Origin of the sequence: Paraburkholderia kururiensis (assembly GCF_034424375.1) — a bacterium.
GTDB lineage: Bacteria > Pseudomonadota > Gammaproteobacteria > Burkholderiales > Burkholderiaceae > Paraburkholderia > Paraburkholderia kururiensis_A.
Map to the genome: position 1 here is coordinate 5,537,946 of NZ_CP139965.1, position 24,777 is coordinate 5,562,722.

A 24,777-nucleotide genomic window follows, 5' to 3' on the forward strand; every position below is an offset into this window, starting at 1 on the left:
CGAACATACGATTCGCTTCACGGGGGAGTCATGCGAAACAACCAGCCAGTCACGCAGCACGAATTCGAGTTTCCCGACAACGCCACGCTGATGTCCACCACGGACGCGCAGAGTCACATCACCTACGCCAACGCGGCGTTCATTCAGGTCAGCGGCTTTTCCGAGGAAGAAATTCAGGGCCAGCCGCACAACATCGTGCGTCATCCCGACATGCCGAAAGAAGCGTTCGCCGACATGTGGGCCACGCTGAAGGGCGGCGAGCCGTGGACGGCGCTCGTCAAGAACCGCCGCAAGAACGGCGATCACTACTGGGTGCGGGCCAACGCGATACCGGTGGTGCGCAACGGCCGGGCCGCGGGCTACATGTCGGTGCGAACCAAGGCGACGCGCGAGGAAATTGCCGCAGCGGAGTCGCTCTATCGCGACTTCCGCGAGGGCAAGGCCGGCAACCGGCGCTTTCACAAGGGCCTGCTGGTGCGCCGCGGCCTGATGGGGTGGATGTCGCTGCTGACGACGATGCCGGTGCGCTGGCGTATCCGCTCGGCGTTGCTCGTCATGGCGCCGGCGACGGTCGCCGCGGCCTGGCTGCTCGGCCTTGCCGGCGGCGCGCTGGGCGGCTTTGCGGCGCTGATGGCGGCGTTGTCGTTCGTGGCCACGTGGTGGCTCGAATCGCAGATTTCGCGACCGCTCGAACAGGTGCTTGCCCAGGCGCTGCGCGTGGCGACGGGGGAGAGCCAGAACGTCGTTCACATGAACCGCGCCGACGAAATCGGCATGACGCTGCGCACGATCAGCCAGCTCGGCCTGATGTTTCGCTGGCTTATCGACGACGTGAGCGAGCAGGTCATCAACGTGCAGCGCGCGAGCGACGAGATCGCGCAGGGCAACACCGATCTGAGCAAGCGCACCGAGCAGGCCGCCTTCAGCGTGCAGCAGACGGCGGCGTCCATGGCGCAGATGACGGCCACGGTGAAGAGCAATGCCGAAACGGCGCTGCAGGCCAACACGCTTTCGGGCTCGGCGAGCGGCGCTGCGGCGCGGGGCGGGCGCGCGGTGTCCGAAGTCGTGCATACGATGAACGAGATCACCGACAGCTCGCGGCGCATTGCCGACATCATCGGCGTGATCGACGGCATCGCGTTCCAGACCAACATCCTGGCGCTCAACGCGGCAGTGGAGGCCGCACGCGCGGGCGAACAGGGACGCGGTTTCGCCGTGGTGGCGGGCGAAGTGCGCGGGCTCGCGCAACGCAGCGCGAACGCGGCGCGCGAGATCAAGGACCTGATCGGCGCGAGCGTGGAGCGCGTGGAGTCGGGCGCGCGCATTGTGGACGACGCGGGCACGACGATGGACGAGATCGTGGCGCAGGTGAAACGCGTTTCGGACCTCATCGCCGAAATTCGCGCGGCCACCGAGGAGCAGAGCAGCGGTGTCACGCAAGTGGACGCGGCGGTGGGCGAACTGGACCGCATTACGCAGCAGAACGCGGCGCTGGTCGAAGAAAGCACGGCGGCGTCGGAGAGTCTCAAACAGCAGGCTACGCGTCTGGTCGATGCCGTGAGCGTGTTTCGTTGAGGCACGCGCTGGTTCGGGCCACGTGCAGCAGAGCGAACACGCAGCGGCACGCGCCCGAACCGGTGGCCCGAGGCGGCGGCACGTCTGCCGCCTCGCTGATACAGATCAAGGTAGGCGGCGTCCGCGCATGGCAATTCTCTCGTGGTCATTCACGGCGTGTGCGAGGGCGCCATGAACAATCCGCATACGATTCGGTTGCCCGGTGCGTTGCGCAACGGGCGCGAGACAGTGGCCGTCGCGGGGCGCCTCGACGACGAGCAGTTCGCATCCTGCCAGGTCGCATTTCTGCAAGCGGTGTTCGGCCACGCCGACTATCTGCGCAGCCGCGCTCGACCCACGCCGGTGGCCGATGCGTTCCTGAGCGCAATGGTGAATCTGCTCGAAGGCATCGCACTCAACGATACGAGCGAGAGTACGGTTTGCCGCGAGCAGCTCGTGCGGATCATCGCGGCGCTGTCTGCGCAAACGGCGTCTCGCGGCGGATGACGTCGCATCGAGTCTTGCCGGCGCGAGGCGTGGACACTGTCGCAGTTGTGCTATAAAGGGTGCGCTTTCGACCGGACCCGGTCCCCTCGTGCGGTCACCTTACCCGGTTACTTCATCGACATGCCGCAGCGCTGCCATGCCGTCCATGTCGAGTTCTCTGGACGCCAACCCAGGCCAATAACACTGTGCGCGACTGGTACGCATTGTTCGACGATGTCAAAACGCGGGGCGGCTTCGCAAGCGACGCCCAGCTTGCAGACGCTCTCCATCTCACCCGTGCCCAGATATCGGCCTGGCGCAACGGCAAGAGCGATCTCGGTACCCTCGTCAAGCTTCGCATTCTCGACGTACTCGGTCACAACGACGTGCGCTCGGCCGTGCTGAGCCTGCTGCCCGAAAGAAACCGCGACACGCTGATTCAGGAGCACCTCGCGCTCGTGCGACGCGTCGCAGGCCATGCAACCGCGGGCCGCAATGCGGACGGCACCGCCGCCGACGCTGCGGCGCCCGGCAACCGGCTGCTCGCCGCGCTTTCGCCGCGCGAGCGCGAGCGCCTCGAACCGCATCTCGCGCCGGTGGCGATGCCGCTCGGCCAGGTCGTGTTCCGGCAAGGCGAGCCGCTGACCAGCGTGTACCTGCCGACCACCGCGATCTTCGCGATTTTTCACGCGACGGCGGATCGCGCGCCGCTCGGCGTGGCGGTGGTGGGCAACGAGGGGATGCTGGGCTTGTCCGCGTGCATCGGCGAGCCGCATGCCGCACGGCGTGCCGTCGTGCAAGGGGCGGGCGAGGCCTTCCGGTTGAGCGTGGAGGTGGCACGCCGCGAGTTCGCGCTCGCGGGCGCGTTCCAGCGGGCGCTGCTGCGTTATACCCAGGCGCTCATGGCGCAGATGACGCAGATCGCCTTGTGCGTGAACCATCACACGCCGCGTCAGCAGATGTGCCGCTGGCTCTTGCAGACGCTCAGCCGCCAGGATTCCGACGACATCCGTTTCAGTCAGAAGGTATTTCCCGACGTGCTGGGTGCCCACGCGGCGAGCGCGCTCGACGAACTGACGTCGCTCGAAGCGAGCGGCGCCGTGCGTTGCCGGCCAGGATCGATTCGCGTGCTCGATCGCACCGCGATCGAAGCGGCCGCGTGCGAATGCCACAGCACGCTCGAAAGCGAATACGGCCGCATCTTTGGGGTCGCCTGAGCGCGCGCCACGGGCAGCGCGCGTCAGACTTCGGCGTGCGGGACGTCGGCGCGAATCGCGTCCCAGCCGAGCAGCCGCACGACCTGATCGAGCAGGCCGCTTCGGCGCCACGCCACGAACCGGTTGTAGCAGGTCTGCTGTGCCGGATAGCAGGACGGCAGCCGGTGCCATTTCTCGCCGCTCGTCATGACCCACAAGACCGCATCCAGCACGGACCGGTCCGGGCATTTGCGCCGTCCGCCGCGTCTCGTTTCGTCGTTCGAGAACAGATGGGCGACCCGCATCCATTCTTCGTCGGACACGCGACGCTCCGTCGCCGAGAGGCGAAAAGGCGTGACCACCCAACCGGTCTCTTGATGCATGGCAACCCCTCGTGTTCCAGTTCTGCGAACTGGTGTTGTCGTCCCGCACGCGCCGTGGATGAATGCGCTTTCTCTCGTGTCGGACGTTTTCTCATCGCGGCCGCGCCGTGTTGCGCGGGCCGTTGAATCAGCCTGACGCCGTTCGCCACGGGCCGTCTGTGAAGATCAGGTCGATGATCTGTTGCAGCCGGGCGATGCCGATGCCGGCTTCGTCAGGCGAATTGAGTTCGAGTGCTTCCAGCAGATTGACGATGCAGGCGACGAAGAGATCGGCGGCCGGCGTCTCGCGTCCGAATCCGCGCAGGCTGTGCGCGCGATGCAGGAGCAGGCGGATCAGTTCGACCTGCTTGCCGAGGAATTGCGCCTCGTCTTGCCTGTTGGCGTCGACCGGGCCACGTTCGTGTCCGCGCAGCGCGACCGGTAACAGGAAACTGTCGTTCATTCCATATGTCCTGGAAACCCCGCCTGGAAACGTCGCCTGAAGCCCCGTTGCCCCGGCTCGCGAGCGCGCATGCCGGGTCCGGTGCGTCGCCCTTGTCAAATTTACTTGACGTAAGCGTCGCTATTTTTCCTGCCGTTTGGAATCGGCGTCAAGTAAATTTGACGGAAAACGAGGCAAGGTGTGGCGGGGCGAAGCGGGAAGCGGCGGCGGTTCGGGGCGCGGTCGGTTTGGTAAACGTTTGCCCGGTCAGCCGAGGCCGAACCGCCGCACGAACCACGTCTTCACGACGTGCGTGAGCGCCGCGTAGGCAAGCAGGATCAGCACGAGCGCGGGCCAGTACGTCCACGGCAACCGCGTGAAGCCCAGCACGTGGCCGAGCCAGGTGAATGGAATCGCGATGCCCACCACGGCGATGACGGCGCTCGTCGCCATGAGCGCGCCGCTCGCGCGGCTTTCGAAGAACGGCACCTTCGCGGTGCGGATGATGTGGATGATCAGCGTTTGCGTAAGCAGCGACTCCACGAACCAGCCGGTCTGGAACAGCGACGCGTTGTTCCACGCATGGAAGACGTCGAGCATCAGGAAGTAGGTGACGTAGTCGAAGATGGAGCTGATGGGGCCCACCAGCAGCATGAACTTCATGATGTTGACGATATCCCAGCGGCGCGGCACCGCCAGATATTCGGCATCGACGTTGTCGGTCGGAATCGCGGTTTGCGAGAAGTCGTAGAGCAGGTTGTTGGTCAGCACCTGAATGGGCGCCATCGGCAGGAACGGCAGCAGGATGCTCGCACCCAATACGCTGAACATGTTGCCGAAGTTCGAGCTTGCGCCCATCTTGATGTACTTCGTGATGTTGCCGAACACCTTGCGGCCTTCCATCACGCCGTCGCCCAGCACGGCGAGACTCTTTTCGAGCAGGATGATGTCGGCCGAGTCCTTGGCGATGTCCACGGCGCTGTCGACCGATACGCCCACGTCCGACGTCTTGAGCGCCGGCCCGTCGTTGATGCCGTCGCCTAAGAAGCCCACCACATGGCCCTGGCGATGCAGGGCGTCGACGATGGCCGCCTTCTGCGCCGGCGACACCTTCGCGAAGACCGAGGCGCGCTCCGCGAGCGCGGCGAGTTCGTCAGGCGTGCAGTTCTCCAGTTGCTTGCCGAGCACGATGGTGCCGGCGTCGATGCCCACTTCGCGGCAGATCTTGCGTGTGACGATGTCGTTGTCGCCGGTGAGAATCTTCACGGCGACGCCGCTTGCCTTCAGCGCCCGGATTGCCGCGGCCGCCGTTTCTTTCGGCGGATCGAGAAACGCGATGTAGCCGAGTAGCGTGAGGTCCTGCTCGTCCTTCACCGAACAGGCCGCCTGTTGCGGCGGCATCTCCTTGTAGGCGACGGCGACCACGCGAAAGCCGTCGGCGTTGAGCGCGTCCGTGGTTTGTTTGGCGGCCACGAAGTGGCTTTCGTCGAGCACGCCGATGTCGTCATCCACCGCATAGCGGGTGCATACCGAAAAGATCTCTTCCACCGCGCCCTTGCAGATCAACAGATGCGCGCCGTCGTCGCGCGCGAGCACCACGGACATGCGGCGGCGCTCGAAGTCGAACGGCATCTCGTCGATCTTCGTGTACTGCTCGTGTGCCTTCAGTTGCTCATGCAGCTCGACGTGCTTGAGCACGGCCACGTCGAGCAGATTCTTGAGGCCCGACTGATGCGTGCTGTTGAGGTACGCGTATTCGAGCACGCGGTCGGAGTCGTTGCCGTGAATGTCGAGATGGCGTTTGAGGATGATGCGGTCCTGCGTGAGCGTGCCGGTCTTGTCGGTGCAGAGCACGTCCATGGCGCCGAAGTTCTGGATCGCGTTGAGCCGCTTCACGATCACCTTCTTGCGCGACATCGCAATGGCGCCCTTGGCCAGATTGACGGTCACGATCATGGGCAGCATTTCGGGCGTGAGCCCCACGGCCACCGCGACCGCGAACAGCAGCGCCTCGAACCAGTTGCCCTTGGTGAGCCCGTTGATGAGAAACACGAGCGGCACCATCACGGCGATGAAGCCCATCATGAGCCACGTGAAACGTGCGATGCCCTTGTCGAAGCTCGTGAGCACGCGCTGTCCCGCGATCATGTCGGCCACGCCGCCGAACGCGGTGCGCCCGCCCGTGAGAATCACGACGCCGCAACCCACGCCGCTCACCACCGCGCTGCCCATGAAGCAGATGTCCGGCAATTCGAAGTGCGAGTCGGCGCTGTGCGTGCCCACGGTGGGCGCTTTTTCGACCGGCATGGCTTCGCCCGTCAACGCCGATTGATTCACGAACAGATCGCGCGCGGAAATGAGCCGCAGGTCGGCGGGAATCATGTCGCCGGCTGAGAGCATGACGATGTCGCCGGGCACGATCTGTTCGATGGGAATGTCGAGCGTTTCGACGCCCGCTTCACTGCCGCCCGTGGCACGACGCCGACGCACTGTGGCGGTGGTGTGCACCATGCGGCGCAGCGCTTCGGCGGCGCGATTCGAGCGGTGCTCCTGCACGAAGCCGAGCGAAACGCTCAGCACGACCATCACGGAAATCATGAGCGCGGCGCGCGGGTCGCCGAGAAACCACGATGCGGCGGCGAGCGAGAGCAGCAGCAGGTTCAGCGAATTGGCGGCTCGCGCGGCCAGTTCGCGGACCATCGTGTGCCGCGCCTCGCGCGCGACCTGATTCGGACCGACGGTGCGCAGCCGCTGCGCGGCGTCGTCGGCGTCGAGCCCCGCGGCGCCGGTGCCGAGCCGCTGCATGGCTTCGTCGGGCGACATGCGCGCGAACTGGCCGAGCGTGTCGTGCGTGGCGGGCACGTGCGAGCCGCCGCGCGGCGAGCGCAACAGCCGGGACAGAATGGGAGAAAGGAACCGCGCCTTGCCGTCCGGAAGCATCATGATCGGATTCAGAAGTGAGCCGGACGCCGGCGCGTTACGACGTCGGCATCGCGTCGGTTTGCCGGGCAACGCCAGCCGAAGAGGACGGGCCGGTAGGGCGGATGTTCGCACCGGCGAGCAGTGGCGAGTTGACGTGAGTCAAGCGCGGACCGGGCGGACGCCCGTGTCACGGAAGCGTCATGCCGGACATGGCGATGGGCACCTGAAATCGGCCCCCCAAAACAAAAACGCTGCGATCCGCGGAGAACGAATCGCAGCGCCTTTTTACGGCATGAATCAAACATGTGCGCGGTGCTTGCACCGCGGCGCGGCTTTACCCGGCGAGCACCGGCGAGCGCGTGCGCAGATAGGCCTCGAATTCCGCGCCCACCTCGGGGTGGCGCAACGCGAACTCGACGGTCGCCTTCAGATAACCGAGCTTGCTGCCGCAGTCGAAGCGCGTGCCGTGGTACTTGTAGGCCAGCACCTGCTCGTCGGCCAGCAGCGACTGGATCGCATCCGTGAGCTGCAATTCACCGCCCGCACCCGGCTTCAGCGCACGCAGATGTTCGAAGATGCGCGGCTTCAGCACATAGCGACCCACCACGCCCAGGTTCGACGGCGCCACGTCCGGTGCCGGCTTTTCCACGATGCCCGACATCTTGATGATCGAGTCTTCCCACTCCTTGCCGTCCACGATGCCGTACGACTTCGTGTCTTCGGGCGGAATCTCTTCCACGCCGATCACCGAGCTGTGATAGTGGTCGAACACCTCGATCATCTGCTGCATGACGGGCGGCGTGCCGTAGAGCAGGTCGTCCGCGAGAATCACGGCGAACGGGTTGTCGCCCACGAGCTTCTCGGCGCACATCACCGCGTGGCCGAGACCCAGCGCCTCGGGCTGACGCACGTAAAAGCAGTCGACGTGACTCGGCTTGATGCTGCGCACGAGTTCGAGCAGCTTGTCCTTGCCGCGTGCTTCAAGTTCGGCCTCGATCTCGTAGGACTTGTCGAAGTGGTCTTCGATGGCGCGCTTGCTGCGTCCCGTCACGAAGATCATTTCCGTGATGCCGGCGGCCATCGCCTCTTCCACCGCGTACTGGATCAGTGGCTTGTCCACGATGGGCAGCATTTCCTTCGGGCTCGCCTTCGTGGCGGGCAGAAAGCGCGTGCCGAGACCGGCCACGGGGAATACCGCCTTGGTTACTTTGAGCATGTCGTTACCCTGGTCCTTTGTCCGCACGCGGCGCCTCCAGCACTGCGCCATGCCCCGCATGCGGCGACTGCTGCGGCCAAAACGGCCGCCGCGGTGTTCAGGCAGGCAGCCGCGAAAGCTGCGCGGTCAGCTTGCCAATGGTGGTTTCATATTCTGCCAGCCTTCTCTGTTCCTGCTCAACGACAGCAGGCGGGGCCTTTGCCACGAAGCTCTCGTTACCGAGCTTCGCGTTGCACTTCGCGATTTCCGCGGTGAGGCGTGCAATTTCTTTCGACAGACGCTCGCGCTCCGCGGCCACGTCGATCTCGACCTTGAGCACGAGCTTGTCCGTTCCCACGATAGCAATCGGCGCGCCATGGGCTTCGCCGTCGAGCGTCGCTTCGTCGGCGATGATGCGCACCTCGGACAGCCGCGCCAGCGCCTGGGCGTACGGCGCGAACGTCGCGAGACGTTCGGCGTTGCCCGTGGCGAGCAGCGGCACCTTCGTGGCGGGCGAGAGGTTCATCTCGCCGCGCAGGTTGCGGCACGCATCGATCATGGCCTTCAGGTCCGCCACCCATTGCTCCGCGGCTTCGTCGATCTTGCCCGGCTCGGCGACGGGGTAGGGCTGCACCATGATCGAGGCTTCGCCTTCGGCCTTGCCTGCCGGATAACGGTTCGCGAGCGGCGCAACCTTTTGCCACAGGGCTTCGGTAATGAACGGAATGATCGGGTGGGCGAGTCGAAGGACGGTTTCGAGCACGCGCAGCAGCGTGCGGCGCGTGGCCCGCTGTTGCTCCGGCGTGCCGTTCTGGATCTGCACCTTGGCGAGCTCCAGGTACCAGTCACAGTATTCGTCCCAGATGAACTTGTATGTGGCGTTTGCCACATTGTCGAAACGGTAGTCCGCGAAGCCCTTTTCGACTTCCGCTTCCACGCGCTGGAGCAGCGAGACGATCCAGCGGTCTGCCTGCGAAAAGTCGAGATAGCGGCCCGGGCCGCAGCCGCCCGCGCCGTCGGGGCCGCACGCCGCTGCCTTTTCGCCGAAGCCGCAGTCGTGGCCTTCGCAGTTCATCAGCACGAAGCGCGTGGCGTTCCAGAGCTTGTTGCAGAAGTTGCGATAGCCCTCGCAGCGCGCAAGGTCGAAGTTGACGTTGCGGCCGAGCGTGGCCATCGACGCCATCGTGAAGCGCAGCGCGTCCGTGCCGAACGCGGGGATGCCGTCCGGAAATTCCTTGCGCGTTTTCTTTTCGATGGTGGCGGCCTGCTTCGGATTCATGAGGCCGGTGGTGCGCTTGGCGACGAGCGATTCGAGGTCGATGCCGTCCACGATGTCGATGGGGTCGAGCGTATTGCCCTTGCTCTTCGACATCTTCTGGCCTTCGTGGTCGCGCACGAGGCCGTGCACGTAGACCGTATCGAACGGCACCTTGCCCGTGAAGTGCGTGGTCATCATGACCATGCGCGCCACCCAGAAGAAGATGATGTCGAAGCCCGTGACGAGCACCGAGGAGGGCAGGAACGCCGCGAGTTCCTTCGTTTCGTTCGGCCAGCCGAGCGATGAGAACGGCACGAGCGCCGACGAGAACCACGTGTCGAGCACGTCTTCGTCGCGCTTCAGTGCGCCCGTGTAGCCCTTCGCCGCGGCCTGCGCGCGGGCCTCGTCTTCTGTGCGCGCGACGAACACTTCGCCGTTGTCGCCGTACCAGGCGGGAATCTGATGGCCCCACCAGAGCTGGCGCGAGATGCACCAGTCCTGGATGTTTTCGAGCCACTGGTAGTAGGTGGTGGTCCAGTTCTCGGGCACGAAGCGGATCTGGCCGTTGCGCACCACGTCGAGCGCGGTTTCCGCAATCGACTTGCCCGGTGTGAACGTGCCTTCGGGCGCCGGCTTGCTCATCGCGACGAACCATTGGTCCGTGAGCATGGGTTCGAGCACCACGCCCGTGCGGTCGCCGCGCGGCACCATCAGTTTGTGCGGCTTCACGGATTCGAGCAGGCCTGCGGCGTCGAGGTCGGCCACGATCTGCTTGCGCGCCTCGAAGCGGTCCAGACCGCGGTAGTGCGCGGGCGCGTTGTCGTTGATCTTCGCGTCGAGCGTGAGAATTTCGATGGCGGCGAGCTTGTGGCGCAGGCCCACCTGGTAGTCGTTGAAGTCGTGCGCGGGCGTGACCTTCACGACGCCCGTGCCGAACTCGCGGTCCACGTAGTCGTCGGCGATCACGGGAATTTCGCGGTCCGTGAGCGGCAGCTTCACGCTCTTGCCGATCAGCGCGGCGTAGCGCTCGTCTTCGGGATGCACCATCACCGCGACGTCGCCGAGCATCGTTTCGGGACGTGTGGTGGCCACCGTGAGATGGCCCGAGCCGTCCGCGAGCGGATAGCGGATGTGCCAGAGGTGGCCGCTTTCTTCTTCGCTCGTCACTTCGAGGTCGGACACCGCGGTGCCGAGCACCGGGTCCCAGTTCACGAGCCGCTTGCCGCGGTAGATCAGGCCTTGCTCGTAGAGCCGCACGAACACTTCGCGCACGGCGGCCGACATTTTGTCGTCCATCGTGAAGTATTCACGCGACCAGTCGATGGACGCGCCGAGGCGCCGCACCTGGCTCGTGATGGTGGAGCCCGACTGCTGCTTCCATTCCCACACGCGTTCGACGAACTTCTCGCGGCCCAGATCATGGCGCGAGACGCCTTGCGCGTCGAGCTGGCGTTCCACGACGATCTGCGTGGCGATGCCCGCGTGGTCCGTGCCCGGCACCCACAGCGTGTTGTCGCCGAGCATGCGGTGGTAGCGCGTGAGCGCGTCCATGATCGTCTGGTTGAACGCGTGCCCCATGTGCAGCGTGCCGGTGACGTTCGGCGGCGGCAACTGGATCGAGAAATTCTGGCGTCCCGGTTCGAAGGCGGGCGCGGCGTAGCCGCGTTTTTCCCACTCCGGGCCCCACGAGGCCTCGATCGTTTGAGGCTCGAAGCTCTTGGCAAGCGTGCTGTCGCTCATTATGGAAGTCTGCCGAAAAAATGCGTGAAGAGAGGCGTGAAACCTTGAATTATAAAGGGAGGCGGGGCGAGCCGGCCCGCACAGGCGGGGACCGGGCGTGGTGGGCGGCGCACAGGGCGCGTGATGGGCGCGTGATGGGACGTGAGGGGCGCAGCGAGGGAGCAATGAAGGGCGCGGGGGCGGCAGGCACAACGGGCAAGACGCCGCGCACAAGGCGGGCAGCGACAACACCGCGGGGGCGGGTCAAGCGTCGCGGCAAGAGCGCGCGATTGCGTTGACCGGTGGCAACTAACGGCGGCGCTCAGGCGCGCGCCGGCGGTCTGTCAGTGGGTCGAACGAGTCGGCCGACGAGGTGGCCTGAATGAAGCGACCACTGAAGCCCGAGCCCGCGCAGCCGTCGCGCGCCCGTGGTTGCCCCATCGACGCACAGCCTGCCTTTACGACTTCGTGAGGAACTCCACGTTGCCGCGGTTGCCCGAGGCGCTGTCGTACGACACCACCTGCGGGCCCGAGCCGCCTTCGGTGTTGTTCGAGCCGATCAGCGTGATGCGGCCGTTGTCGTTGCTCGCGACGATCTCCGTGTGCTCGTCGCTGCCGATGATCACCACGTCGCCGGGCTTGGCCTCGCTGCGGCTTTCGGTGTGCCAGCCGTCCTGCTTCAGTTCGGAGTCGAGCGTGGCGACGCTGTTGGTGTGCTGCGATTCGGGCAGCTCGCCCGCCTTCGTCAGACACGCGGAGACGAAATTCGCGCAGCAGACGTCGGTGGGAATGCCGCGGTCCATGGGCACGTTCTGGTTGGCCATGATGCTCGCGGCCGAATGATCGAGAAGCCCTTGCGCGATGCCGGCCGGGTTGCCGGAGCCGGCGGGCGCCACGTTGGTGTCGCCGTGCTGGACAGGGCCGCCTGTATTGCCCGAAGCGTTGCCGACCGACCTCGATCCGCCGCTGTACCCTCCGCCATAACCTCCGCCGCCGCCATAGCCGCCCGCGGACACCGGGCCTGAGGTGGGCGCCGATCCGTCGTTCGACGAGATCGACTGGTTCAGTTCTTCCAGCAGCGCGATCAACACCTGAAGCAGCGCCGAGTCGAACTGGCCGTTGCCGCTGCCCTGGCTGCCTTGCGCGTTGGTGGTTCCGAAGAGCTGCTGCGCCGCCTTGCTGGCGGTGCCGGGGTTGCCGTTCTGGCCGAAGGTGGTTTTTTCCCAGCTGAAATAGGGCTGCAGCCCGGTCGTGCCGCCCAACAGGCTTTCGAGCTGCGGATCGGTCGCCGGAGAACTGGAGAAGCCGTACGCACCATAGGAACCGGTGCCGGACGACGGCACGGTATCGAAGGACAAGGCCGAAATCGCGCTCGACATGTTGAATGCCTCCCGTGGCTCGATCCCCGCCTTGCCGCAGCACAGACGTTTGGCGTGCCCCGGCGCCGTGCCGGCAACACGCGAAACACGCAGCACGCTCTGCACGCAAGGCGGGCGATCATTGCCGATGATGCGGCGGCCGCGCGTGTCGACAAGCTGTACGTGCGAAGCAGCGCACGCGAATGCGAAGCGCGCATGCCGAACGCATGGGAAGCGGCGTGCCGCGCCGGCCCCTTGCCGAGTGCGCCAACTGCGCCACCCGCGCCCCCCACGCCCCCCACGCCCCCCACGCCCCCCACGCCCCCACGCCCCCCGCGCCGCCAAGCGCGCCCGGCGGTGCCCCGGCGTCCCGCAGCGCCCCCGACTTATAATGTCGGACGATCTGCGCCACGCGCCGGCCAGCCGCCGCAACGTCCCCGTTTTCCTCCTGATTCCCCCATTTCCTCATGCCCGATCTGCTCGCGAACCTGAATCCGGAACAACATGCCGCCGTCACGCTGCCCAACGAGCCGGCGCTGATTCTCGCCGGGGCCGGCAGCGGCAAGACGCGCGTGCTGATCACCCGGATCGCGTGGCTGATCCAGCAGGGGCTCGCCTCGCCTGCCACCGTGCTCGCCGTGACGTTCACGAACAAGGCCGCGCGCGAAATGATGGGACGGCTCTCGGCGCTCTTGCCCATCGACACGCGCGGCATGTGGATCGGCACCTTCCACGGTCTGTGCAACCGCATGCTGCGCGCGCATTACCGCGACGCCGGCCTGCCCGCCACGTTCCAGATTCTCGATACGGCCGATCAGCTCTCCGCCATCAAGCGCTTGATGAAGGGCCTGAACATTGACGACGAGAAGTACCCCGCGAAGAACCTGCAGTACTTCATCAACAACGCGAAGGAGCAGGGCCTGCGGCCGAAGGACGTGGACGTCACCGACAACTTCAACCGCAAGTTCGTCGAACTCTACGAAGCCTACGACCAGCAGTGCCAGCGCGAAGGCGTGGTCGATTTCCCCGAACTGCTGCTGCGCTGCTACGAACTGCTCGCGCACAATCCGCCGCTGCGCGCGCATTACCAGGCGCGCTTCCGGCACATCCTCGTCGACGAGTTCCAGGACACCAACAAGCTGCAGTACGCGTGGCTCAAGCTGCTCGCGGGACAGAACAACGCGATCTTCGCCGTGGGCGACGACGATCAGTCCATCTACGCGTTCCGCGGCGCGAACGTGGGCAACATGCGCGACTTCGAGGAAGAGTTTCGCGTGCGGCATCTCATCAAGCTGGAGCAGAACTACCGTTCGCACGGCTACATTCTCGATGCCGCGAACCAGCTGATCGCGCACAACGCGCGCCGGCTCGGCAAGAACCTGCGCACCGACGCGGGCCACGGCGAACCCGTGCGCGTCTACGAAGCGGCTACGGACTCGCAGGAGGCGGGCTGGATCGTCGAGGAAATTCGCGCGCTCATCAACACGGGGCTTGCGCGCCACGAGATCGCCGTGCTCTACCGCAGCAACGCCCAGTCGCGCACCATCGAGCACACGCTCGTGAACGCGGGCATTCCGTATCGCGTCTATGGCGGGCTGCGCTTCTTCGAGCGCCAGGAGGTGAAGCACGCGCTTGCGTATCTGCGTCTCATCGACAACCCGAGCGACGACACTGCGTTCGCGCGCGTCGTGAACTTTCCCGCGCGCGGCATCGGCGCGCGTTCCATCGAGCAGTTGACGGACGCGGCGCGTCTCTACAACTGCTCGATGGCGGCGGCGATTCCGTATGTGGCGGGCAAGGCGGGATCGAGCCTCGCGGGCTTCGCGAACCTGATCGCGAAAATGCGCGCCGAAACGCAGCAGATGAGCCTGCCGGAGACGGTCGAATACACGGTGCGCGCAAGCGGCCTTGCGGACTTCTACCAGAACGAGCGCGAAGGCCAGGACCGCCTCGAGAACCTTCAGGAACTCGTGAACGCGGCGGCCGCTTTCGTGAGCGAGGAGGGCTACGGGCTCGACACGCCCGCGCGCTCCATTCCGCTGCGTCCGGGCGCAACCTCGGCGCCCGAACTGGCGACGGCGGCCGGCGACGAAGTCGAAGTGCTCGATGCCCCGGCCATCACCGATCCGGCCCAGAACCCGGACGTGATGACGCCGCTCGCGGGCTTTCTCTCGCACGCCTCGCTCGAAGCCGGCGACAACCAGGCGCAGGCGGGCCAGGACGCCGTGCAGCTCATGACCGTGCACGCGGCCAAGGGGCTCGAGTTCACGGCCGTCTTCATCACGGGGCTGGAAGAAGGGCTCTTTCCGCACGAGAACAGCGCGATGGAAGCGGACGGCCTCGAAGAGGAACGCCGGCTCATGTACGTCGCCATCACGCGTGCGAAGGAGCGGCTCTATCTTTCGTTCGCGCAGAGCCGCATGCTGCACGGCCAGACGCGCTACAACATCCGTTCGCGCTTCTTCGACGAACTGCCGCAGGACACGCTCAAGTGGCTCACGCCGAAGGTGGAGGCGGGCGCGCGCTGGGGCGGCCGCTCGGACAACGCGGGCTGGGGCCGCGACTGGTTTGCGCGACCCGACGGACAGCGTGCCGGCCGCGACGAATACCGCGGCGAGCCCTCCGCGCCGCTGCCCGCGTTCGCCAACGAACAGCGTGCGGCCGAAACGGGCTTTCGCGTCGGCCAGCAGGTGTTCCACACCAAATTCGGCGAGGGCACGATTACGGCGCTGGAAGGCAGCGGCACCGACGCGAAGGCGCAGGTCCGCTTCAAGCGTCACGGCGAGAAGTGGCTCGCGCTGGCGGTGGCGAAGCTGCAACCCGTGGAGTGAGCGCGCGTGCGCTTCGCCTCCGGCCCACACCTGACAAACAGAAAATGAACCCGACCACCCGCACTGTTGCCCGTCCGCTTGGCGTGCTCGCCGCGCTGCCCGAAGAACTCGGCGACCTCATCGCCACCATGCGCGCCGAGTCCGGCGTAAAGACCGTCACGCACGGCCGTCGCGACTATCACGTCGGCACGGTGCACGGCGCGCCGTGCGTCGTCACGCTCGCGCGCATCGGCAAGGTGGCCGCGGCGGCCACCACGAGCGCGCTGATCCATGCATTCGACGTCGACGCCGTGGTGTTCACCGGCGTGGCGGGCGGCGTGGGGCCGCACGTGCGCATCGGCGACATCGTGGTGGGCGAGACGCTGTTGCAGCACGATCTGGATGCGTCGCCGCTCTTTCCGCGTTTCGAGGTGCCGCTGCTCGGCATGGCGCGCTTTTCGGCCGACCTGCGTCTTGCCGCGCAGCTCGCCGCGGCGTGCGAGCGCTTCGTGGCGGAAGAGGGCGCGGCGTTGGCAGCGCACTTCGGCACGGCGTTGCCGCAGGTGCATCGGGGGCTCGTGATTAGCGGCGATCAGTTCGTCGCGAGCGCCAGCGCCGTCGAGGCGTTGCGCGCCACGTTGCCCGACGCGCTTGCCGTCGAGATGGAAGGCGCCGCCATCGCTCAGGTGTGTCACGAATACGAGGTGCCGTGCGCGATCGTGCGCACCGTGTCCGATACCGCCGACGATCACGCGCCCACGTCGTTCGCCTCGTTTCTCACGGAGATCGCGGGCACGTATTCGACCGGCATTCTGCGGCGCTTCCTGGAAGCGCGGGCGGAGGAGCCTGCCGCTTAGCGCGGGCAGCGGCGCCGCGCCTGGTTACTCGACGTCGAGCCCGCCTCCGAAGCGGATGCTCCACTGTTGCGGCGCCGCGCTTCTTTGCTTGTGCACCGCCGCCGCAACGCCGCCGCAACGCCGCCGCAACGCCGCCGCAACGCGCACGAAACCTATCGCCCCTTGTCCTCGTCCAGCGCCGCGCGCACTTCGTGCAGCGCCATGGCGTCTTCGATGGTGGGCAGGTCGCCCGGGTCGCGACCCTCGGCCAGCGCCGCAATCGCGCGGCGCAGCAGCTTGCCCGAGCGCGTCTTCGGCAGCATCGCCACGAGATGCACGCGTGCGGGCCGCGCGATGGCGCCCAGTTGGCGGTCCACGGTCGCTGCGAGTTCCGCTTCGAGCGTGAGCCGCGCGGTTTCGTCAGCATAGCGGCCCGGATCGCGCACCACGACGAACGCGCGCGCGGCCTGGCCCTTCAGCGCATCGCTCACGCCCACCACCGCGACCTCGGCCACGGCTGCGTGGCTCGACAGCGCTTCCTCGATCTCGCGTGTGCCAAGACGATGCCCGGCCACGTTGATCACGTCGTCGGTGCGGCCGAGGATCGTCACGTAACCGTCCTCGTCCTGCACGCCCCAATCGAAGGTCGAATAGACCTGCTCGCCGGGCACGCTTTCCCAGTAGGTCTTCACGAAACGCGCGTCGTTGCCCCACACGGTTTGCATGCAGCCGGGCGGCAGCGGCCAGCCGAGCGTGATGACGCCTTTCTCGCCGGGGCCGCACGGCTCGCCCGTGTGCTCGTCGCGCAACGTGACGTTGTAGCCGTACACGGGCACGCCGGGCGAGCCGAGCTTGGGTGGCAACGCTTCCACGCCGCGCTGGATGGCGAGCATCGGCCAGCCGGTTTCGGTCTGCCAGTAGTTGTCCACTACCGGTTTGCCGAGCGCGCCCGAAATCCACGTCGCCGTGGGCTCGTCGAGCGGCTCGCCCGCGAGAAAGAGTGTGCGCAGGCTCGACACGTCCGCGGCGGTGAGCAGCGCCGGGTCCTGCTTCTTCAGCACGCGAATCGCCGTGGGCGCGGTGAACATGAGGTTGATGCGGTATTGCTCGACGAGCCGCCACCAGATGCCGCCGTCCGGGCGAATGGGCGTGCCTTCGTACATGACCGTGGTCATGCCCGCGATCAGCGGCGCGTAGATGATGTAGCTGTGACCCACCACCCAGCCGATGTCCGACGCGGTGAACATCACGTCGCCGGCGCGACCTTCGAAGATGTATTCCATCGACGCCGCGAGCGCCACCGCGTAGCCGCCCACGTCGCGCTGCACGCCCTTGGGCCGCCCGGTGGTGCCCGAGGTGTAGAGCACGTAGGAAGGCTCGTTCGATTCGAGCCATTCGCACGGCACGTGGGCGTTGAAGTACTGCTCGCGCAGCGGCTCGTAATCCACGAGATAGCTCGCGGCGAGCCGCTCGGGCGCGAGTTGCCGGTCGATCAGCAGCACCTTCGCCGGATGATGCGTGGCGCGCGCGAGCGCTTCGTCCACGAGCGGCGTGTAGTCGATCACCTTGCCGGCGCGTGCGCCCGCGTCGGCGGTGACGATCAGCACGGGCTTCGCATCGTCGATGCGCGCCGCGAGATTGGGGGCCGCGAAGCCGCCGAACACGACCGAGTGAATCGCCCCGATGCGCGCGCAGGCGAGCATCGCGAAGAGCGCCTCGGGAATCATCGGCAGATAGATCAGCACGCGCTCGCCGCGCGCGACGCCGAGCGAGCGCATCACGGCGGCCATGCGGTTCACCTCGGCGTGCAGTTCGGCGTAGGTGTAGCGGCGCTCGATGCCGGTTTCGGTCGAGACGTAGATGAGCGCGTTCTGGTTGGCGCGGTCGGCCAGGTGCCGGTCTACGGCGTTGTGGCAGAGGTTCGTGCGGCCGCCGCAGAACCAGCGCGCGAAGGGCGGGCGGGAGCGGTCGAGCACGGTATCGAAGGGCGTTTCCCAATGAATGCGGCGCGCCTCGTTGCGCCAGAAAGCTTCGGGATCGGCAATCGACTGACGGTGAAATTCGGCGTAGCGCGGCATGGCGGCGTCCCTCCGGCGAGAGCCCGTGGCCCGCGGCCGACCCGACGTGCGGGGCGCTGCGCGCGTCGTGCGCGTCCCCGCCGGCTGCCGTCCGTCGCCGGGCCCGTGTGGTGGATTTCCGTGTGATGGATTCGTCCGGGGCAGCATAGTGCAGCGCCCCCGCCGGCGGCAACGGGGGTAGACCATGATGCGCGCGCGTGTCGCGGAGCGGGAAGGCGGGCGTCGGAGAGGCGCCGCGCCGGTGGCCTGTTCGGCAGGCTTGTTCAGTGACGAGGCTCAGTGGTCCGGCTGGGTGGTGCGGCTCGGACGCGAACTTCAGGTGCCGGCTTCAGAGCCCCGGCCGCACTTTCGCCGGCTCCACCACCACGGTGCAGGTGATGCCCGCGGCCAGTACCACGCCGTCCGGCACTTCGTCGATATGGATGCGCACCGGCACGCGCTGCGCGAGGCGCACCCAGTTGAAGGTCGGATTCACGTCGGCGAGCAGTTCGCGGCTTTGCGGATTGTCGCGGTCGTAGATGCCGCGCGAGATGCTTTCCACGTGGCCCTTGAGCACCGGGCCGCTCATGAGGCGAATCTGCGCCTTGTTGCCCACCTTCACGCGCGGCAGCTTGGTTTCCTCGAAGTAGCCGTAGACCCAGAACGAGTGGCTGTCCACCACCGCGAGCCGCGCGTTGCCCGCCGTCGCATAGTCGCCGCGGAACACGTTGAGGTTCGTGACGTAGCCGTCCACGGGCGAGATCACGCGCGTGCGTGCGAGGTTGAGCCTGGCCGCGTCGAGCTGCGCGAGCGCTTCCTGGTACTGCGCTTGCGCCGCGCTTGCCGCATGCGAAGCGTTCTCGCGGTTTTCCGCCGACACCACCTGGCTGTCCATGTCGGCGCGCCGCTTCGCGTCGTCGAGCCGCATCTGCAGGTCGGCCTTGCGTGCCGCGACGGCCGCCTGTGCCTGTTCGACCGCGATCTGGTAGTGCGAGGGGTCGATCTGCATCAGCAGGTCGCCCTTCTTCACGACCTGGTTGTCGCGCACGGGCAACTCGACCACGGCCCCCGACACGTCGGGCGCGATGTTCACGACCTCGGCGCGCACGCGGCCGTCCCGGGTCCACGGCTCGTCCATGTAGTAGATCCACAAGGTGCGGCCGATCAGTATCGCGACGATGAAAATGACGGCCGTCACGACGAAGCCGATGATGTTTCTGAGGGTCATGTTTCGACTCTTGTCAGCGTATTCAGCGAATCAGCGAATGGGTGTGTGCGGCGGAACGTGCGTTCAACCGTAAACGAAAAGCCCCAGCGTCGTGCACACGCACACGAGCAGGCTTGCCCGGAAGAGCGACGGATGCCACACCGCGCGATAAAGGCCCGTGCGCGCGAGCAGCCGGTCGAGCACCCAGGTCAGCATGGCGCCCAGAATGAAGATCGGCACGATGGCCGGCATGTAGGCATCGAGGAAAGCGATTTCACGGGGCATGGCGGTCTCCTTCGCGGGGGCGGCCGGGTGTGTCGGGGGCGGCCTGATCGGCGGGTGCCGACGTGTTGCCGAACGGACCTGCCGCGGCGGAGCCGGCACCGCTCGCGCCATCGCCCGGCGCACGACGGCGACCCGGCGCGACCGCGGCTTCGAGCGGCGACTGCGGATCGAGCAGCGCGCTGCGCACGAAATGCAGGTAGCTCAGAATGCGCTGCAGTTTGTGGCGTTCCTCGCGCGGCGGCGCGAACGTGACGAGCGCCTGCTGCGTGGCGGCGATGGCGTCCGCGGTGGCGGCGAGCGCCGCGTCGAGCCGGCGGCTGTCGGGCGCCCGGAACAGCGCCACCAGCGGATCGTGCAGCCGGCGGATCGCCACGCGCCACGGCATGCTCGGCGCGTAGCGCGGGTCGCGCGGCAGCGTGCCGATTTCGTTGCGCAGGTCGATGATCGCGTTGCCCACTTCGAGCACCGCGAAGAGCCAGCGCAGCGTGTCGCGTTTCACGTCGGGCTCGTCCTGGGCGAGCGAGTTGATCTGGAACATCAGGTCGCGCGCGCGGCTTTCGAAGCGCGAGCGCAGCCGCGCGAGCCGCCCGCGGCAAGCGAGCGCCACTTCGTCGCGCAGGTCGGCGAAGAGCCGGTTGCGCAGCCACGGCGTGGAAGGCGGCAGCAGCACCGCGAACGCGATGGCGGAGACGAGCATCGAGAGCACGAGCGCGAGCGCATCGTTCATGAAGCTCACCGGCTCGTAGCGGATCAGGTTGTCGGGGCCTGCGAGGAAGCAGAAGAAGATGCAGTAGCCCGCGCCGATGCCCGCGTATTTCGGCCGCGTGGTGAGGAACACGCCGAACGCGAGGCACGGCGTGAGCACGGCGCACAGCAGCGGAAAGCCGTCGATGTGCGGATAGACGCCGAAGGTCACGATCATGCCGACGAGCGACGAGAGCATCGTGCCGAGCGCCATGTGGAACGCCATGCGCGCGGGATACGGCGACGACGACGCGAGCGCGCAGACGGCCGCCGCATTGAGCACGAGCGTGGTGCCGCTCGGCCACGCGGTCGCGATCCAGAACGCGCCGAGCGCGGCCATCACGAGTGCCGCGCGCAGGCCCGCCACGCCAGCCGCGACCATGTTGGTCTTCGGCTCGTAGCGTTCTATCCAGCGCTCGCGGGCGTGAGTGTCGACGGCGAGCGAGGCGTAGGTCGCCGTGTAGGCGTGCAGGTCGTCGAGGAAACGGTAGAGCAGTTCCGAAGCCGTGTCGAAATCGAGCAGCGGCACGTCGGCGCGGCTTTCGAGCAGGGCGCGCGTGGCGCGGATGCGGCGCGGCAGCGCGGCCCGATAGGCTTCGAGCTGCGCGGCGGCGTGCTCGGCATCGGCGGCGGTGAGCACCGGTTCGCCCGACTTCGCGAGCAGCGGCGCGATCTCGTGGAAATACGGCTCCAGAGCCTCGATGGTGGCGTGCGCCCCGGTGTCGTGCAGCCGGTTCATCAGCTGATGCAGCGCGTGAAAGCGCGTGGAGGCCGTCATGAATTCGCTGTTCAGGCGGGCGAGCCGGCCGCTGCGCATGCGCGCGGCCGGGCTTTCGAACACGGCGACGCTGCGCGTGGCCTCGAAGCCGACGATGTCCGCGACGAAGCGCGCGTTGGTGGCCTCGATCTGCGCGCGGTCCGACTGTCCTGCGAGCGAGGCCGACACGTATTCGACGAACGCCGAGAAGCGCGCGCGCACCGTGCTGCGCATCTGTTCGCCGGCGAACTGCGGAAAGACGAGGCCGCTCACGGCACCCGAACAGATGATGCCCACCATGATCTCGGCCACGCGCGTGAGCGCGGACATGAACGCGTCGTCAGGATGTTGCGAGGCCGGAATGCCGATCAGCGCGGCCGTGTAGCCGGCCAGCACGAAACCGTACGAGCGGAAGTTGCGGTTGCGCGCGGCGCCGGCCGTGCAGATGCCCACCCACAATGCCGTAGCGGCGATGAACAGCTCCGGTTGCTGGGCGAAGAGGCCGATCAGCGCGAGCATGACCACGAGGCCCACGAGCGTGCCGCCTATCCGGTAGAAGCTCTTGGCGAAGACCATGCCGCTTTGCGGCTGCATCACGATGAACACGGTGGTCATCGCGGTGCGCGGCTGCGGCAGGTCGAGCCGCATCGAAATGCCGAGCGCGAGCAGGCCGGCCGCAATCGCCTTGAACAGATAGATCCACGTGCGGCCGTCCGTACGGGCCCACTCGGCGAAGGCCGGAACGAGCGAGGCACCCGGTACGCGCGGCGCGGAGGAGGAAGGGGCGGACATGGGCGGTCCTCAGGGCGCGGGCCGCGGCGAGGTCGCCGGGGGTGGTGCGGCCGACGTGGCCGGTGCGGCGGCGCGCGGCGTTTCCGTGGTGGTTCCGGTGGTGCCCGCGATACGGCCGCTGCCTGCGGTCGGTACCGTGACGGCCGGGGCTCGATTCACGTCGAGGGCGGCGGGCATGTGCGGCAGCAGGCTCGCGTCGCGGCCGTGCGCGGGCAGCGCATCGGCCGGCCGCGGACCGTCGGCGGGGTCGCCGAGACCGCCGCCCAACGCCGCGACGAGCGATGCATGAGCGGTGAGCTGCGCTGCCTGGATGCGGGCTACGCCTTCCTGGGCGCGCAACAGCTGCGTCTGGGCCGTGAGCACGTTGAGGTAATCGGTGAGGCCGCGCCGGTAGCCTTCCACGGAAAGATCGTAGTTGCGCTGCGCCACCGCGACCGAGCGCTCGGCGGAGGTTTTTTGCGTGGCGAGCGAGCGGATGCGCACCACCTCGTCGGCGATCTGCCGGAGTGCGGTGACGAGCGTCTGGTTGTACTGGTCGACGGCGGCGTCGTAGCCGGCCGACGCGGCGCCCAGTTGCGAGCGCAGGCGCCCGCCGTCGAAGATCGGCAGCGACAGCGCGGGGCCTGCCGTCCATCCGCCGTTGGCCGCGTGCAGGAATTGCAGCATCGGGCCGGCCGCGGCGAAGCCGCCGAGCGACGCCAGCAGATTGATGTTCGGATAGAAGTCGGCCTTCGCGACGTCGATGCCGCGCGCCTGCGCGGCCACGGTCCAGCGCGCGGCGACCACGTCGGGCCGATGGCCGATCAGGTCGGCCGGCAGCGCGGAAGGCAGGCCGGCGGGGGCGGTGAGCGCAAGCTTCGGCCGCGTGATGGTTTCACCCGCGCCGGGGCCCTTGCCTGCGAGCGCGGCAAGCTGGTTCTGGCCGAGCGCGATGGCTTCGCTCAAGGCGTCGATCTGCCGTTCGTACTCGGGCAGCGGCGTTTCCGCCTGGGTCACTTCGAGCTGCGTGCCGATGCCGCCTTTCAGACGCCGCTGCGCGTAGGCCAGCACCTTCTGCTGCTGCGCGAGCGTGGCGCGCGCGATGTCGAGCAGCGCGTAGTTCATCGAGAGATCGACGTAGGCACGCACCACGTTCGTTTCGAGTTCGAGCCGGGCGGCGCGGGCGTCGGCGGCGCGGGCGTGAGTGGCGTCGAGTGCGCGCTCGGCCGCGTTGCGGTCGCGGCCCCACAGGTCGAGGTGGTACGACAGGCCGAGCGTGCCCGTGTTGTTCCAGGTATTGGCGTCGGCGAGCGGGCCCGGCCCGTAATAGACGTTGTCGGGCCAATGCTGGCGCTGCATCGAGAGGTCGCCCTTGATCTGCGGGGCGAGCGCGGCGGCGGCCACGCCTGCCATGGCCTGGGCGTCGCGCACGCGCGCCTCGGCGACGGCAAGCGTCGGGTTGCCGGCGAGCGCGGCTTCTACCCAGGCGTCGAGTTGCGGGTCCTGGTACGCGCGCCACCAGTCCGCAGCGGGCCAGGCGGCGTCGGCGTTCGCCGCGCGGATGGCCGCGCCCGCGTCCAGCGACGTGGCGGCGAGGCCTTGCGCCTGCGGTGCAATGCCTCCGGTACTGGCGCAGCCGGCGATTATCAACGAGATCGTAAGAACCGTGAGGGTGGCTGTCCCTTTGCGTACCGGAAACCGCACAATTCCCTCCTGGATCGACATAGAAAGCGTGATGAAAAGCAATACCGCATTATATTTTTGAGCCGATTCTCGAATAACCCGCAAGAGTGCAAGGCATTATTACGGACCTTGAGATAATCATCCTTGCGGCTTGTGCAACAATCCTGTCGTCAGGAGGAGGGGAGCGATGGACACACTACAGAACATGCGCGTATTCGTCAGGGTTGTCGAAGCGGGCAGCTTTACGGGTGCCGCGCAGCACCTCAATACGACGACGGCCTACGCTTCGCGCGCGGTTTCCGACCTCGAAGCGCATCTGCGCACGCGGCTGCTGAACCGCACCACCCGGCGCATCGCGCTCACCGAGGCGGGCGAGCGCTATCTGCAGCGCTGCGAGCAGATCCTCGCCTACGTCGACGAAGCCGAGGCCGAAGCGGGCGACGCGCATGCCCGCCCGTCCGGACGGCTCAAGGTGCACGCCATGACAAGCTTCGGCCAGCACTACGTCGTGCCGGCCGTGAGCCAGTATCAGCAGCGCTATCCGGACGTTCACGTGGAACTCACGCTGGCGCAGCGCATGCCCGACCTGCTCGAGGAAGGCTACGACGTGGCGCTGGTGCTCGCCACGGAACTGGCCGACTCCGGGTTCGTCTCGCAGCGTATCGGGAGTGCCTTCAGCATTGTGTGTGCCTCGCCGGCTTACCTCGAACGCCACGGCGTGCCGCAGGAGCCGGCCGACCTCGCGCGGCACGTCCTTCTGCAGATGGTGACACCGGTGTTTCCCTCCACCCATTGGGATTTCAATGGGCCCCACGGAAGCGAGTCCGTGGAAGTCGGAGCTTCGCCTTTTCAGGTCAACGTGGCCGAGGCCATGGCTTCGGCCGTGCGTGAAGGCATGGGGATCGCCGTGCTGCCCATCTACTCGGCGGTCAACGGGCTGAGAAGCGGTGAACTGGCGTGGATCCTGCCTGAGTACACCGCGCAGGAGATGAACGTCTACGCAGTCTACCCGTCGCGCCAGTATCTGGACGCAAAGATTCGCACGTGGGTGGAACATCTGCGCGAGACGCTGCCTGCCACGATGGCCGAGGACCAGGCGGCGCTGAAGCGCTTTGTGCGCAAGTAGCGTCGTGCA

General features: G+C 67.1%; 17 protein-coding genes. 6 read left to right on the top strand and 11 right to left on the bottom strand.

The genetic code is table 11. The features are described 5' to 3' along the window. Window positions 1–30: 30 nt before the first annotated feature. The 3 genes from U0042_RS24835 (at window position 31) to U0042_RS24845 (ending at window position 3,257) form a co-directional block, all read left to right on the top strand. Complete coding sequence (locus U0042_RS24835) at window positions 31–1,575, top strand: methyl-accepting chemotaxis protein (protein WP_114814774.1); 1,545 nt, start codon at window positions 31–33, stop codon at window positions 1,573–1,575. Between the two features lie 171 nt (window positions 1,576–1,746). Then, the gene (locus tag U0042_RS24840) at window positions 1,747–2,061 is read left to right on the top strand and encodes a hypothetical protein (protein WP_157977907.1); all 315 of its coding nucleotides are present in this window, start codon (window positions 1,747–1,749) and stop codon (window positions 2,059–2,061) included. Window positions 2,062–2,264: 203 nt separating this feature from the next. Further along, complete coding sequence (locus U0042_RS24845; protein WP_232833583.1) at window positions 2,265–3,257, top strand: Crp/Fnr family transcriptional regulator; 993 nt, start codon at window positions 2,265–2,267, stop codon at window positions 3,255–3,257. 23 nt (window positions 3,258–3,280) lie between these two features. On the opposite strand, the gene U0042_RS24850 is transcribed toward U0042_RS24845, so the two are convergent. The 6 genes from U0042_RS24850 to U0042_RS24875 all read right to left on the bottom strand — a co-directional run bounded on the left by U0042_RS24850 (window position 3,281) and on the right by U0042_RS24875 (window position 12,513). Continuing rightward, the gene (locus tag U0042_RS24850) at window positions 3,281–3,619 is read right to left on the bottom strand and encodes a transposase (protein ID WP_114814777.1); all 339 of its coding nucleotides are present in this window, start codon (window positions 3,617–3,619) and stop codon (window positions 3,281–3,283) included. Window positions 3,620–3,746: 127 nt separating this feature from the next. Beyond that, on the bottom strand, window positions 3,747–4,061 hold the full coding sequence (locus U0042_RS24855; protein WP_114814778.1) for a hypothetical protein: 315 nt from the start codon (window positions 4,059–4,061) through the stop codon (window positions 3,747–3,749). Between the two features lie 246 nt (window positions 4,062–4,307). After that, entirely contained in the window at window positions 4,308–6,983 is a 2,676-nt protein-coding gene (gene mgtA, locus U0042_RS24860) for a magnesium-translocating P-type ATPase (protein WP_114814779.1), read from the bottom strand. 313 nt (window positions 6,984–7,296) lie between these two features. After that, window positions 7,297–8,178, bottom strand: a complete 882-nt coding sequence (gene galU, locus U0042_RS24865) for a UTP--glucose-1-phosphate uridylyltransferase GalU (protein WP_114814780.1) — start codon at window positions 8,176–8,178, stop codon at window positions 7,297–7,299. 97 nt (window positions 8,179–8,275) lie between these two features. Next, the gene (locus U0042_RS24870) at window positions 8,276–11,155 is read right to left on the bottom strand and encodes a valine--tRNA ligase (RefSeq protein WP_114814781.1); all 2,880 of its coding nucleotides are present in this window, start codon (window positions 11,153–11,155) and stop codon (window positions 8,276–8,278) included. A 437-nt stretch (window positions 11,156–11,592) separates the two neighbouring features. After that, window positions 11,593–12,513: a hypothetical protein gene (locus U0042_RS24875; protein ID WP_198665418.1), complete on the bottom strand. Its 921-nt coding sequence runs from the start codon at window positions 12,511–12,513 to the stop codon at window positions 11,593–11,595. Window positions 12,514–12,959: 446 nt separating this feature from the next. On the opposite strand from U0042_RS24875, the gene U0042_RS24880 reads away from it, so the two are divergent. Continuing rightward, the gene (locus U0042_RS24880) at window positions 12,960–15,323 is read left to right on the top strand and encodes a UvrD-helicase domain-containing protein (RefSeq protein WP_114815324.1); all 2,364 of its coding nucleotides are present in this window, start codon (window positions 12,960–12,962) and stop codon (window positions 15,321–15,323) included. A 44-nt stretch (window positions 15,324–15,367) separates the two neighbouring features. Continuing rightward, window positions 15,368–16,159 (top strand): 5'-methylthioadenosine/adenosylhomocysteine nucleosidase, encoded by a 792-nt coding sequence (locus tag U0042_RS24885; RefSeq protein ID WP_114815323.1) that lies wholly within the window; start codon window positions 15,368–15,370, stop codon window positions 16,157–16,159. A gap of 152 nt (window positions 16,160–16,311) precedes the next feature. Here U0042_RS24885 and U0042_RS24890 read toward each other — a convergent pair whose 3' ends face one another. The 5 genes from U0042_RS24890 to U0042_RS24910 form a co-directional block, all read right to left on the bottom strand. Continuing rightward, window positions 16,312–18,216, bottom strand: coding sequence for a propionate--CoA ligase (locus U0042_RS24890; RefSeq protein ID WP_114815322.1), 1,905 nt, complete (start codon window positions 18,214–18,216; stop codon window positions 16,312–16,314). Between the two features lie 328 nt (window positions 18,217–18,544). Next, window positions 18,545–19,423, bottom strand: coding sequence for an HlyD family secretion protein (locus U0042_RS24895; protein ID WP_114815321.1), 879 nt, complete (start codon window positions 19,421–19,423; stop codon window positions 18,545–18,547). 63 nt (window positions 19,424–19,486) lie between these two features. After that, window positions 19,487–19,687, bottom strand: coding sequence for a DUF1656 domain-containing protein (locus tag U0042_RS24900; RefSeq protein WP_114815320.1), 201 nt, complete (start codon window positions 19,685–19,687; stop codon window positions 19,487–19,489). Then, window positions 19,677–21,980: an FUSC family protein gene (locus U0042_RS24905; RefSeq protein WP_232833644.1), complete on the bottom strand. Its 2,304-nt coding sequence runs from the start codon at window positions 21,978–21,980 to the stop codon at window positions 19,677–19,679. The genes U0042_RS24900 and U0042_RS24905 overlap by 11 nt, the downstream gene beginning before the upstream one ends. 9 nt (window positions 21,981–21,989) lie before the next feature. Beyond that, entirely contained in the window at window positions 21,990–23,663 is a 1,674-nt protein-coding gene (locus U0042_RS24910) for an efflux transporter outer membrane subunit (RefSeq protein ID WP_114815327.1), read from the bottom strand. Window positions 23,664–23,829: 166 nt separating this feature from the next. Between U0042_RS24910 and U0042_RS24915 the strand changes: the two genes are divergently transcribed. Next, on the top strand, window positions 23,830–24,768 hold the full coding sequence (locus U0042_RS24915; RefSeq protein ID WP_114815319.1) for a LysR family transcriptional regulator: 939 nt from the start codon (window positions 23,830–23,832) through the stop codon (window positions 24,766–24,768). Window positions 24,769–24,777 lie beyond the last annotated feature (9 nt).

What these genes read in the sequence shown, in the direction of transcription:
- U0042_RS24835 (WP_114814774.1), top strand. Translation starts at nt 31, where the DNA reads ATGCGAAACAACCAGCCAGTCACGCAGCACGAATTCGAGTTTCCCGAC.
- U0042_RS24840 (WP_157977907.1), top strand. Translation starts at nt 1,747, where the DNA reads ATGAACAATCCGCATACGATTCGGTTGCCCGGTGCGTTGCGCAACGGG.
- U0042_RS24850 (WP_114814777.1), bottom strand. Translation starts at nt 3,619, where the DNA reads ATGCATCAAGAGACCGGTTGGGTGGTCACGCCTTTTCGCCTCTCGGCG.
- U0042_RS24855 (WP_114814778.1), bottom strand. Translation starts at nt 4,061, where the DNA reads ATGAACGACAGTTTCCTGTTACCGGTCGCGCTGCGCGGACACGAACGT.
- mgtA (WP_114814779.1), bottom strand. Translation starts at nt 6,983, where the DNA reads ATGATGCTTCCGGACGGCAAGGCGCGGTTCCTTTCTCCCATTCTGTCC.
- galU (WP_114814780.1), bottom strand. Translation starts at nt 8,178, where the DNA reads ATGCTCAAAGTAACCAAGGCGGTATTCCCCGTGGCCGGTCTCGGCACG.
- U0042_RS24870 (WP_114814781.1), bottom strand. Translation starts at nt 11,155, where the DNA reads ATGAGCGACAGCACGCTTGCCAAGAGCTTCGAGCCTCAAACGATCGAG.
- U0042_RS24875 (WP_198665418.1), bottom strand. Translation starts at nt 12,513, where the DNA reads ATGTCGAGCGCGATTTCGGCCTTGTCCTTCGATACCGTGCCGTCGTCC.
- U0042_RS24880 (WP_114815324.1), top strand. Translation starts at nt 12,960, where the DNA reads ATGCCCGATCTGCTCGCGAACCTGAATCCGGAACAACATGCCGCCGTC.
- U0042_RS24885 (WP_114815323.1), top strand. Translation starts at nt 15,368, where the DNA reads ATGAACCCGACCACCCGCACTGTTGCCCGTCCGCTTGGCGTGCTCGCC.
- U0042_RS24890 (WP_114815322.1), bottom strand. Translation starts at nt 18,216, where the DNA reads ATGCCGCGCTACGCCGAATTTCACCGTCAGTCGATTGCCGATCCCGAA.
- U0042_RS24895 (WP_114815321.1), bottom strand. Translation starts at nt 19,423, where the DNA reads ATGACCCTCAGAAACATCATCGGCTTCGTCGTGACGGCCGTCATTTTC.
- U0042_RS24900 (WP_114815320.1), bottom strand. Translation starts at nt 19,687, where the DNA reads ATGCCCCGTGAAATCGCTTTCCTCGATGCCTACATGCCGGCCATCGTG.
- U0042_RS24905 (WP_232833644.1), bottom strand. Translation starts at nt 21,980, where the DNA reads ATGTCCGCCCCTTCCTCCTCCGCGCCGCGCGTACCGGGTGCCTCGCTC.
- U0042_RS24915 (WP_114815319.1), top strand. Translation starts at nt 23,830, where the DNA reads ATGGACACACTACAGAACATGCGCGTATTCGTCAGGGTTGTCGAAGCG.